The sequence below is a fragment of the Ramlibacter humi genome, assembly GCF_004681975.1.
Taxonomy (GTDB): domain Bacteria; phylum Pseudomonadota; class Gammaproteobacteria; order Burkholderiales; family Burkholderiaceae_C; genus Ramlibacter; species Ramlibacter humi.
Map to the genome: position 1 here is coordinate 341854 of NZ_SMLK01000004.1, position 10232 is coordinate 352085.

16 protein-coding genes are annotated in these 10232 nt (G+C 70.6%); 8 read left to right on the forward strand and 8 right to left on the reverse strand.

The window, feature by feature from the left end; genetic code table 11:
* Positions 1-131 precede the first annotated feature (131 nt).
* The 3 genes from EZ216_RS14715 to EZ216_RS14725 all read right to left on the reverse strand — a co-directional run bounded on the left by EZ216_RS14715 (position 132) and on the right by EZ216_RS14725 (position 1899).
* The gene (locus EZ216_RS14715) at positions 132-860 is read right to left on the reverse strand and encodes a tyrosine-protein phosphatase (protein ID WP_135250532.1); all 729 of its coding nucleotides are present in this window, start codon (positions 858-860) and stop codon (positions 132-134) included.
* Between the two features lie 144 nt (positions 861-1004).
* Entirely contained in the window at positions 1005-1202 is a 198-nt protein-coding gene (locus EZ216_RS14720) for a hypothetical protein (RefSeq protein ID WP_135250533.1), read from the reverse strand.
* Between the two features lie 118 nt (positions 1203-1320).
* Positions 1321-1899, reverse strand: a complete 579-nt coding sequence (locus EZ216_RS14725) for a DUF4142 domain-containing protein (protein ID WP_167772931.1) — start codon at positions 1897-1899, stop codon at positions 1321-1323.
* Between the two features lie 103 nt (positions 1900-2002).
* Between EZ216_RS14725 and EZ216_RS14730 the strand changes: the two genes are divergently transcribed.
* From EZ216_RS14730 to EZ216_RS14740, 3 genes are all read left to right on the forward strand, one after another.
* The gene (locus tag EZ216_RS14730; RefSeq protein ID WP_135250535.1) at positions 2003-2416 is read left to right on the forward strand and encodes a hypothetical protein; all 414 of its coding nucleotides are present in this window, start codon (positions 2003-2005) and stop codon (positions 2414-2416) included.
* A 67-nt stretch (positions 2417-2483) separates the two neighbouring features.
* Complete coding sequence (locus EZ216_RS14735) at positions 2484-3401, forward strand: EamA family transporter (RefSeq protein ID WP_135250536.1); 918 nt, start codon at positions 2484-2486, stop codon at positions 3399-3401.
* A 104-nt stretch (positions 3402-3505) separates the two neighbouring features.
* Entirely contained in the window at positions 3506-3829 is a 324-nt protein-coding gene (locus tag EZ216_RS14740; protein ID WP_135250537.1) for a hypothetical protein, read from the forward strand.
* A 19-nt stretch (positions 3830-3848) separates the two neighbouring features.
* On the opposite strand, the gene EZ216_RS14745 is transcribed toward EZ216_RS14740, so the two are convergent.
* Together EZ216_RS14745 and gshA are read right to left on the reverse strand one after the other, a co-directional pair.
* Positions 3849-4361 carry an RcnB family protein gene (locus tag EZ216_RS14745; RefSeq protein WP_135250538.1) on the reverse strand — a complete coding sequence of 171 codons (513 nt, stop codon included), beginning with the start codon at positions 4359-4361 and terminating at the stop codon, positions 3849-3851.
* 114 nt (positions 4362-4475) lie between these two features.
* A complete protein-coding gene (gene gshA / locus EZ216_RS14750; RefSeq protein WP_135250539.1) occupies positions 4476-6029 on the reverse strand; it encodes a glutamate--cysteine ligase in 1554 nt (517 codons plus the stop codon).
* Positions 6030-6229: 200 nt separating this feature from the next.
* On the opposite strand from gshA, the gene EZ216_RS14755 reads away from it, so the two are divergent.
* Both EZ216_RS14755 and EZ216_RS14760 read left to right on the forward strand, forming a co-directional pair.
* Positions 6230-6571 (forward strand): hypothetical protein, encoded by a 342-nt coding sequence (locus EZ216_RS14755; protein WP_135250540.1) that lies wholly within the window; start codon positions 6230-6232, stop codon positions 6569-6571.
* Positions 6572-6635: 64 nt separating this feature from the next.
* Entirely contained in the window at positions 6636-7106 is a 471-nt protein-coding gene (locus EZ216_RS14760) for an SRPBCC family protein (protein ID WP_135250541.1), read from the forward strand.
* Between the two features lie 89 nt (positions 7107-7195).
* Here the strand turns inward: EZ216_RS14760 and EZ216_RS14765 are convergent, their stop codons facing one another.
* Positions 7196-7864 (reverse strand): alpha/beta hydrolase, encoded by a 669-nt coding sequence (locus EZ216_RS14765; RefSeq protein WP_135250542.1) that lies wholly within the window; start codon positions 7862-7864, stop codon positions 7196-7198.
* A 114-nt stretch (positions 7865-7978) separates the two neighbouring features.
* On the opposite strand from EZ216_RS14765, the gene EZ216_RS14770 reads away from it, so the two are divergent.
* Positions 7979-8344 carry an HPF/RaiA family ribosome-associated protein gene (locus tag EZ216_RS14770; RefSeq protein ID WP_135250543.1) on the forward strand — a complete coding sequence of 122 codons (366 nt, stop codon included), beginning with the start codon at positions 7979-7981 and terminating at the stop codon, positions 8342-8344.
* A 12-nt stretch (positions 8345-8356) separates the two neighbouring features.
* On the opposite strand, the gene EZ216_RS14775 is transcribed toward EZ216_RS14770, so the two are convergent.
* The gene (locus tag EZ216_RS14775) at positions 8357-9262 is read right to left on the reverse strand and encodes an aminotransferase class IV (RefSeq protein ID WP_135250544.1); all 906 of its coding nucleotides are present in this window, start codon (positions 9260-9262) and stop codon (positions 8357-8359) included.
* 67 nt (positions 9263-9329) lie between these two features.
* Positions 9330-9470 (reverse strand): hypothetical protein, encoded by a 141-nt coding sequence (locus tag EZ216_RS21460; RefSeq protein ID WP_167772932.1) that lies wholly within the window; start codon positions 9468-9470, stop codon positions 9330-9332.
* A 210-nt stretch (positions 9471-9680) separates the two neighbouring features.
* Here EZ216_RS21460 and EZ216_RS14780 point away from each other — a divergent pair, with 210 nt between their 5' ends.
* Both EZ216_RS14780 and EZ216_RS14785 read left to right on the forward strand, forming a co-directional pair.
* Positions 9681-10031, forward strand: coding sequence for a PA2779 family protein (locus EZ216_RS14780; protein ID WP_135250545.1), 351 nt, complete (start codon positions 9681-9683; stop codon positions 10029-10031).
* A 19-nt stretch (positions 10032-10050) separates the two neighbouring features.
* On the forward strand, positions 10051-10232 hold a 182-nt coding region (locus tag EZ216_RS14785), incomplete at its 3' end, for a hypothetical protein (RefSeq protein WP_135250546.1).

The following is a 10232-nucleotide window of genomic DNA, read 5'->3' on the forward strand; positions in this document are numbered from 1 at the left end:
GCACGCCCCGGAGCCTTCCGGGTTGTTGCATGCCATGCTGCGGCCCGCCCGTGCCGCGGTGTGTAGTCGGCGCTTGCGGTGTCGGGTAGGAGAACGGCCGCGGATCGCGTGAGCGCGCGGCGTGGACGCGTCTAGCGCCAGTAAAGCGCGCGCAGCCTTTCGGTTTCGGCGGCGCCGATGCGCAGGCCGTCGCGCAGGTAGGCGTCGAGGCCGCCGAAGTCCTGTTCCACCGCCTCGAACGCGGCTTGCAGGAACTCGGGCCGCACGCCCCACAGCACCGCGCCCACGTCCGGCTCCAGCCCGCGCCACGCGAACGACGGCGGCTTGAGCCTTTCGTTGGTGAGCAGGTAGTCGCGGATCACTTCGTCGCGCGACGCGCCCAGGGCATGCAGCAGCAGCGCGGCCGCGAAGCCGGTGCGATCCTTGCCCGCGGTGCAGTGGAAGACCGTGGGCTCGCCCGATTCGAGCAGCAGCCCGAAGAACTCGGCGAAGCGGTGCGTGCTGCCGCGGACGAAGCCGCGATAGGTGTCCTGCATGTGGCTCACCACGTCGGCTTCGGTGAGCCGGTGGCCCGAGGCGACCAGCTCGTCGAGCACCTGGACGATGGTCGGCTCGATGGCCAGCGAATGCACCTGCACCCGCGGCAGCGCGCACACGGCCACGGTGCGCTCGTTCACGCCGCGGAAATCGAGCACGCGCCTCACCCCCAGGGCCTGGATCTGGCCCGCGTCGTCGGCGTCCAGCGCGCCCAGGTGGTCGCTGCGGAACAGCACGCGCGGGCGCACCGGCACGCTGCGCACGTTGTCGGCGAGGTCGCGGAAGTTGGAGGGATTGGAGAACGGCGGAAGCGCGGCGGACATGGACGTCATTGTCGCCGCTGCCCGCGGACAGCCCCGCGACGGTCCGCCGCGCCCGTTGCGCAGGCGGCACGCGGCACGGGAAAAGATGCGGCAGGCCCCAAAAGAAAGGCCCGCGACGGCGGGCCCGGCTCGTGCGCTGGCGGCTCAGCGCGACTTGCTGCTCTTGGTTGCGGAGGAACGCTCGCTTTGCGCGCGGCTGCTCTGGTTGCTGGCGCGGGCGCCCTTGCGGCCGGCTTCGCTGCGGCTCATGGAAGCGCCGCTGTTGGCCTGGCCCCGGCTGCCGCGGCCGCCCGCACTGCCGCCGCTGCGGCTGGAACCGCTGGAAGACTTCGAAGATGCCATGGTGTGTGCTCCTTGGGAGTGTTGGACGGGCGAAGCCCGCGAAATCCATTCTGGAAGCCGCGCACACGGCGTCTGTCGGTGGCCGCGGCACGCGGGTGTAGGAAGGCTCGCAGGTGCTTCAGCCCACCATCGCGCCGGCGAGCGATTGCGCGGCCGCGAGGTGATTGCGCAGGACCGGCAGCGTGTTGCCGAACCAGGCGCGCAGCGCGGGATCATGCGCCTCGCGCGCGCCCGATTCGAACAGCGCGATCTGCGCCTCGTGGTCTTCCAGCCCGGCCGTCCTGACGAAGTCCAGGTCGAAGTCGGGACCGGACAGCCTCCCCATGGCGGCCAGGCGCGCCACGAATCGCGGTGGCACCGTGGTCGGCGGCGCCATGCCCCGCGCCTGCAGCAGCGACGCCAGCTCCGCATTGGCGGCCAAGTGCTGCTCCACCAGCATCTGGCCGAAGCTGCGCACCTCCGGGCGCGAAGCGCGCGCCTCGGCCAGCCGGCCCGCCTCCACTTCGTAAAGGCCGCCGCCGGCTGCCTGCGTGGCCAGCTGGCGGTCGTCCGCGGCGAGGGCCGGCATCGGCCCCGCGCCGGCCTCGGCATCGGGCGCGCGGTTCGTCGCGCAGCCGGGCAGCAGCGGCAGCGAGCCCGCAACGGCGAAGGCCGCCAGGATTCGGGATTGGAACGATCGGCGGGACAGGCGGCTCATGCGCAACTCCAGGGGGAAGAGCGCGCCTGTCGGCAACCGGCGTGCCGCGAGCGCGGCTTTGGCGTACGCACCCGCCGCGCCGGGCAATGCTAAGGTTGCCTTCATGCGAACGACCGCCCTCACTTCCCTGCTGCTCGGCCTGGCCGCGCTGCTTCACGTTCCCGCGCATGCCCAGTCCGGCGAAGACACACCGGGCAGGAACGTGGCGCCGGAAACGAAGAGCAAGACCGCCGACATGGATGGCCTGTGGTGCGGCGCGGGCCCGCTGCGCGAATTCAGCCTGCGGCTGAGGCAGAGCAACGAGGACGTCGAAGGCGAGCTGGCCCGCAAGGACCGCGTGCGCACCATCGAAGGCCGCGTCGACGGCAACGTGCTGCGCACCCAGGCGACCAAGGTGGGTTCGCTGGTGCTGGAAAAGCGCGGCGAGGAGTTGAAGGTCACGGGCGCCGAAGGCGCGCTGGCGCTGGTGCGCGGCACCTCGTTCCGCCGCGCCGAAGGCGCCAGCTGCACCGGCTGACGGCGCGACGGCCGCCGTCGCGGGCCGCGATGGCCCGGCCCGGCGCGCACGCCACAATGCGGCGCCGATGAACGCCGCCCTGCCCTGGCTCTGGATCCCCATCGTCCTGTGGGCGGCGCTCGCCCAGACCGCGCGCAACGCGGCCCAGCGGTCGCTGGTGGCGCGCGCGGGCACGCTAGGCGCGACGCTGGCGCGATTCCTCTACGGCGTGCCGTTCGCCGCGCTGTGGATCGCGGTGCTGCATGCGCTGCCGGCCACCGCCGCGCCCATCCCCTCGTTCAACCTCCCCTGGCTGCTGTGGCTGCTGCTGGGCGCCATCGCGCAGCTGGCCGCCACCGCGTTCCTGCTCGCGGCGATGAAGCAGCGCAACTTCGTCATCGGCGTGGCGTATTCCAAGACCGATGCGCTGCAGGTCGCCCTGTTCGGCGCGGTGCTGCTGCGCGAATGGCCGGCGGCGCTGACGCTCGCGGCGATGGCCGCGGCGACCGCGGGCGTGGTGCTGCTGTCATTGCCCGGGGCAGAGCGCGGGGTGCGCCGCGACTGGACCGGCAGCGCGGCGCTGTGGGGCCTGGCGTCCGGCGCCGGCTTCGCGCTGTCCGCCGTCGGCTACCGCGGCGCGGCGCTGTCGCTGCATGGCGTTTCGCCCTGGCTGTCCGGCGCGTGGGGCGTGCTGTGCGCGCAGGCGATCCAGTCGGTGCTGCTCGGCGGCTGGCTCGCGCTGCGCGCGCCTGAGTCGCTGCGCGCCATCGCCGGCGCGTGGCGCGTTTCGGTGGCGGCGGGCGCGGCCGGCGCCATCGCTTCCATCGGCTGGTTCACCGCCTTCGCGCTCACCACGGCGGCGAACGTCCGCACGCTGGGGCTGGCGGAAGTGGTCTTCAGTTATCTCGTGTCGCACCGCGTGCTGCGCGAGAAGCTCACCCCGCGCGAGAGGGCCGGCCTGGCGCTCGTGCTCGCGGGCCTGGCCGCGATGTTCGCGGGCGCCTGAGCTTTTCGCGACGGCGCCTCACGAGGGCGGGCGGCAAGTTCCTACAGCCCGCGGGCACCGCGCTGCAAAAGATGGGAGGCCGCTCCGATGCGTTGAGGCACATCGTGCAAGAACTTCCCTTCCTGACGCTGCTGTACCGCTACTTCTTCTTCGGCTGGCTGTTCAGGGACGTGAACCGCGGCAACATGTTCGAGCGCGCCGCGGCCTGGCGCTACAACCGCGAGCAGGCCCGCTGGCTGCCGACCTACGTGCAACGCTGGCTGGCGTGGGGCGTGTTCTTCTACGCGCTGGGCGGCGCTGTGGAGATCCTGCTGGACTCGCCGGTCATGTCCATGCTGTTCTACGTGCCCAGCGCGCTGAGCGTGCCCATCACGGCCGTCACCGCGGCCGCGTGGATCGGGCTGCGGGCCCTGCCCGGGCCGCTTTGAACGGCCCGGGGCGATCCCGTCACATGCGGGCGAGGTCGGTGATCGCATCCACCACCATCGAGCTGCCCACCGCGATGAGCAGGACGTCGGCGGCGACGCGCACGTACTTGTGGCCGGGCGGCGGCGGAGGCAGCTGAACCAGCACCGGCTGCGGCACCGGGTAGAGCACCACGCCCTGCGGCAGCGGCTGGCCGACCGCGTACTTCCTGGCCTGGCCGGGCGGCAGGCAACCGTTGTGCTTCTTCGCCAGGCCGGGCGGGCAGGCCTTGTGGCCGCCGTAGTGCTCGCCGTAGTACACGCGCACCACCTGGCGGTCGTGGTCGTCGAAGTAGCGGCCGACGCGCGCATCGCGGCGGTCGGGCCGGTGGTCGCGCCCGTGCTCGTCCCGGCCCTGGTCGTCTTCCTTGTGCTTCCTGCCGTGGCCATGGCCGTGGCCGGCCCAGTCGGGCTTGTCGGCCCAGGCGGGGCCGCCGGCCCAGCCGAGCGCCAGCGCGGTGGCCAGCACCGCGAGCGTGTTTTTGCGAGGGGTCATGTTCTTCCTCCGTTGCGAATGGGAAAACTTCACAACGGCACTGTGCCGCCACTGTTGACCTGCCGCTGTAGGAAAGCGGCGGCAGTGTGTGACGAAAGATTTCCGGCCGGCGGATCAGACCGCGGCGAGCGCGGGCGCGACGGCGGACTGGCCCCGGCCCAGCCTTTCGGGCGCGATGTACTGCTGGCGGTACGTCTCGAAAGGCATGGAGTCGCGCGCTTCGATCTCCCGCTGCTCATCCAGGCTGCGCTGGCTCATCGCGTCGAACTTCGATTGCTGCGCCGCGCTGAACGGCAGCGACAGCAGCTTGGCCTTCACCTGCTGCGACTGCGCGCGCGTGAACGCGATGAAGGAATCGCCATGGTCCTTCTCCATCACGTCGAGCACGCGGGCCGAAGGCAGCAGCGAAGGGTCCTGCAGCATGGACTGCGCGGACCGCACCGCGTCGGCATGGTCGCTGGTGCCATGCACCGCGTCCAGCGCGGCGGCGATGGGCTGGCAGGCGGCCAGCAGCTCTTCGGCCCAGTCCAGCAGCGTGACTTCGCCGCGGCCGCGCTCGAGCTTCAAGCCCGGTTCGCGGCCGTACGCGGCGGTGCGGTGCTGGTTGCGCCCGATCTGCGCGATCTCCACCGGCGTGTCGGGCGGGCTGTCGGCCAGCAGGCAGTGCAGCAGGAACACGTCCAGGAAGCGGATGGTCTGGGCCTTGATGCCGACCGGCACGAAGGGATCCAGGTCCATCAGGCGCACCTCGACGTATTCCACGCCGCGTTCACGCAACGCATGCAGCGGACGCTCGCCGGGGAAGATGACGCGCTTGGGCCGGATGGGGCCGTAGAACTCGTTCTCGATCTGCAGCAGCGTGGTGGCCAGCTGGTTGTATTCGCCGCCGGGATTGACGATGCCGATGGCTTCGTACGCGGGATAAGGCCGAGTCAGCGCCTCGTACAGCGAAGCCGCGTAGCCTTCCAGGCCGTTGTAGCTCACGGCCAGGCTGGCCTGCGCGTCGCTCTGGTAGCCCAGCCGCCCCATGCGCAGCGAAGTGCCGTGCGGCATGTACATGGTGCCCTCGCCCAGCGGCTGCAGCTCGTGCTGGCGGCCCGCGACGAAGGACGAGCACACCGCCGGCGAAGCGCCGAACAGGAACAGCAGCAGGAACGCGTGCCGGCGGAAGTTGCGGATCAGCGCGAAGTACTCGTCGCTGTCCACGCCGGGCAGCGACCAGTTGTAGTGGATGCCCGAGATGGTCTGCATGCGCCGGCCGTAGCGGTGCGCCAGGCCCATGCGGTAGACGCTCTTGGCGCGGCCGACGTTGGAAGCGCCATAGCGGCCGATGGGGATGGTCTCGTCGGCCGGCAGGTTGGACGGCATGCTGGACACCCACATCAGCTCGTCGCCCAGCGCGCGCACCGTGTACTGGTGGATGCGCAGCAGCTCCTCCAGGCAGGTCTCCGGCGTGGCGTGCACGCCGGTGATGAGCTCCATCTGCGACTCGCTGTAGTCGGTGGTGATGTGGGGGTGCGTCAGCGCCGAGCCCAGCCCGGCCGGGTGCGGCGTGAGGGCGAGGCCCCCCGCGGCCGTGGCGCGCAGGCTTTCCTTCTCGATGCCACGGCGGATGCCCCGGAGCCGCTCGGGGGTCATTCGGTTCAGGGCGTCAGGCAGTCGGCTCATGGAAACGGGGCTCGCCCTTGGGGGAAGCGGGAGGGGAGCGGAAGTTAACACCTTTGGGCAAATCCCGCTGCCGGCGGCGGGATTGGGCCCTGCGCTAGACGCCTGGCTCTAGGAATAGGCGCCGTGTTAGGTACCCGGCTCTACGTTCGCTGCGCAGAATGGCCCGCATCGCATCTGTCCGCATCCTTGGAGCCACCGACATGACCACCGCCGCCTTCCGCGACACCGCCACCCAGTTCATCGAAGCCATCGGCACCACCGCGCATGGCGCCATCGACGCTTACCGCGCCGGCGGCGAGCGCCTGGGCGAATTCGCTTCGGCCCGCTGGGACGGCGCCTTCGAACAGGCCCGCCCGCAGCTGTCGGCCGAGACGCGCCGCAACGCCGCCAACGCGCGCAAGGTGTTCAGCCGCTACTACCGCCAGGGCCTGCAGCTGTCGGCCAGCGGCGCCGAAGTCGCGGTCGACACGCTGGTGCAGGCCGCCGGCGCCGCGCTGGAGCGCGCCGAGGCCTTCCGCCAGGCCCGCACCGGCCGCGCCTGACCGCTCCCGCGCGGGTGGCAGCCCGCTGGCAGAATCGCCCGACGACAACGAAGAGGAGACGAGCATGGCGATCACGGTCCCCATCAGCATGGGCTACGAGCTCGAGGTCAAGGCCAAGGCGGCCGAAGTCTTCGAGGTGCTGTCGGACGTTCCCACGTCCGTCTCGTTCTTCCCCAAGGTGGACAAGCTCACCGACATGGGCGACGGCGTCTACAAGTGGGAGATGGAAAAGGTGGGCACCGCGCAGGTGAACATCCAGACCGTCTACGCCAGCAAGTACACCAGCAGCAAGCCCAAGGGCACCGTCACCTGGAAGCCGGTGCCGGGCGTGGGCAACGCGCTGGTCGGCGGCGCCTGGAAGATCACCGACAACAAGAAGTCCACCCACCTCGAGCTGAAGATCGACGGCGAGATCAACGTCCCGCTGCCCGGCCTGATGAAGATGGTGGTGGCGCCCGTCGTCGAGGGCGAATTCGAAAAGCTGGTCGAAAAATACCTGGCCAACCTGGCCAAGCGTTTCGGCGGCGAAGTGTGAGGGAATGACGGACGACAAATGACAAATGACGAACGCGGGATCGTGCCGCGTCATTGGTCATCGAAGCGGCGCAGCCGCGAGGTCATTCGTCATCGAGCCAGCACCTTGAGCAGCCAGGCGTTCAGGTCCTGGATCTCTTCCAGGCACACCGAGTGCGCCATCGGGTACTCGTGCCACTGCACGTCATAGCCCAGCGCTCGCAACGCATCGCACGACTGCTTGCCGCGCTCCAGCGGCACGACGTTGTCGAAGCTGCCGTGCGCCATGAACACCGGCGTCAGCGCATTGGCGTCCGTCCGCTCGGCCGCGGTGCTGGCGGCCAGCGGCAAATAGCCCGACATGCCGACGATGCCCGCCAGCCGCTCGGCATGGCGCAGCCCGGCCAGCAGCGCCATCGCGCAGCCCTGCGAGAACCCCGCCAGCACGGTGCGCGAAGCGGGGATGCCGCGCGACTTCTCGCGCGCGAGCAGCGCTTCCACCAGCGCCAGCGATGAGCGAAGGCCCGCTTCATCCTCGCGGCGGACGAGCTCGCTGCCCAGGATGTCGTACCAGGCGCGCATGCGGTAACCGTTGTTGATGGTCACCGGCATCACGGGCGCGTGAGGGAAGACGAAGCGCACCGGCCCCACGGCGGCCAGCTCGAGCTCGCTGGCGACGGGCACGAAGTCGTTGCCGTCGGCGCCCAGGCCGTGCAGCACGATCACCGCGGTGTCGGGATCCGGACCGGTCTCGATCTCGATGCTCTCGGGCAGGCTCATGCTTGGGCACGCGGCCCCCAAGGGCCGCCTGAAGAAGAGGGCCGCCATTGTCCTACACCCCCTTGCGGCAGGGCTGGCGACACTGGGCCGACCGCAGTACGAAAGGACTCCCCCATGCAGGTTCAGGTGAACACCAGCAACGGCATCGAGAACAAGGACAGCCTGGAGCGCTGGGCGAGCGAATTCCTCAACGAGTCGCTGTCGCGCTTCTCCCAGGACATCACGAGGATCGAGGTCCAGCTGCGCGACACCAACAGCAGCCGCAAGGGCGCCGACGACAAGCGCTGCACGCTGGAGGCCCGCATCGCGGGCCGCGACCCCGTGGCCGCGACGCACTACGCGCCTTCGCAGGACGAGGCCTTCCGCGGCGCGACCACGCGCCTGATCCATTTGCTGGAGCACACGCTGGGCAAGCTGGACCGCCACCACCACCGGGACCGCGACACGATCCGCAGGGATACCAGCGAAGTGGAGCAGTGATGCGCGTGCGGCCTAGTACTCGACCGGCGTCGAGTACTTCGGGTCGCGGTGCCAGTCCCAATACGTCTGCACGAGCCGGCGCGTGACCGGCCCGACCTGTCCCCGCGCCACCGCGCGGCCATCCAGCTTCGTCACCGGCAGCACGCCGCCGCCCGAGGTGCTGAGGAAAGCTTCCTGCGCGCCGCGCAGTTCGGCAGCGGGCAACGCGCGCAGTTGCACCGGGATGCCGAGCGAGCGCGCCATCTCGATGACGGTGCGGCGCGTGACGCCTTCCAGCACGCCCTCGGCCGGCGTGACGAGACCGCCGTCCACCACGGCGAATACGTTGAAGCCGGGCCCTTCCACCACGTTGCCCGCGGGATCGGTCAGCAGCACCGATTCCGCGCCCTGGTCCAGCGCGCCCAGCAGGCCCATCGTGAGGTCGTTCCAGTGGTAGTTCTTCGCGCGCGGGTCCACGCTGGAAGGCGGGATGCGGTGCACCGGGCTGATGGCGACGTCGAGCCCACGCTCGCGCTGCTGCTCGTTGGCGATCCACACGAACGGCACCGCGAACGCGTAGAACTGGTTCACCGCCTGGCGCGGGTCGCGCGAGCCCCAGGCAGGTTGCCCCCGTGTGGCGATCATCTCGACGTACGAAGAGCGCAGGCCCGCGCGCCGCACGCACTGCGAAAGGATGTCCGTCACTTCCGCGCGTGACTTGCCCGCGTCGAGCCTGAACCTCTCGCAGCTGGCGAAGAAGCGGTCCAGGTGCGCGTCGAGGCGGAAGAACGCCCCGTCCCACACCGTCACCACGTCGTAGGTCGCGTCCGATCGCAGGAAGCCCCAGTCGGTCATCGGGATGCTGGCCTGCGCGATGGGCACGTACTGGCCGCGCTGCCAGGCGCAGCCGCGGGAGAAGTCGGTGGCGTTGTCATCCATCGCTTCATTCTGGCGCAGCCACGCGCCCGGACGAGCCGCGGCATGCTCAGCGGCCACCGGACGCGGCCTAGTCTGCCAGGCTCCGCGTTCGCCAGGCCGGGCCGTGATAGCCCATCGCGGCCGCCTTCTCGGCGGCGGGCGGATCCGTGTTCGCCGCGCAACCGGCCAGGGCCGCGGCGGCCAGCATGAGGGTCAGGACCGTTCGCATGCACCCAAGTTAGCGCCCACGCGCGGCGCGCGGGGTAGGCCACGGACGGGTAGGCCCGTGGGGCAGCACGCACGCGCGACCAATGGGCGCAAACCCGCAACTCAACCGTGCGGACGGCTTTCCCAAAACGGAAACACGCGCGTATATTGGCCCCGCGCACGGACCTTCCCCCCGGCGCGCGTTCCACAACCCTCCCCTAGGAGCCCGAAGATGAACTTGAAGAAGATGACCTGCCGTGGCCTGATCGTTTCGCTGCTCGCGCTGTCCTTCCAGACGGCCGGTGCCGGAATGATCGGTGCCGACAAGGCGGCGCCCGCGACGGCCCAGACGGACCGCGCCCTGGTGCTCGAGGTGCTGGCGCGCGCCGACACCGCTTCGCGGCTGCAATCGCTGGGCGTCGACCCCCTCGCCGCGCGCGACCGCGTGGGCGCCATGAGCGACCAGGAAGTGGCGCAGCTGGCCAGCGACATGCGCGCCGCCCCGGCCGGCGCGAGCAACGGTGGCTGGATCGCCGCCATCATCATCGTCGCGGCGATCTGGTACTTCGCTGTCCGCCGCTGATCGCGAGGCCGCAGGCCGAATGACCGTCCTGCAACCGCAGGAAGCCCGCGCCCGCGCGGGCTTTTCGTCATGGGCGCGGCGGGCGCTGCTCGCCGCGCTGGCCGTGCTGGCCACCGGCTGCGCGCAGCTGGTGCCGCAGACCATGGCATTGCGCACCGACTGGCCCGCCGGGGTGCCGCAGACCACCGAACTCACCTCCGT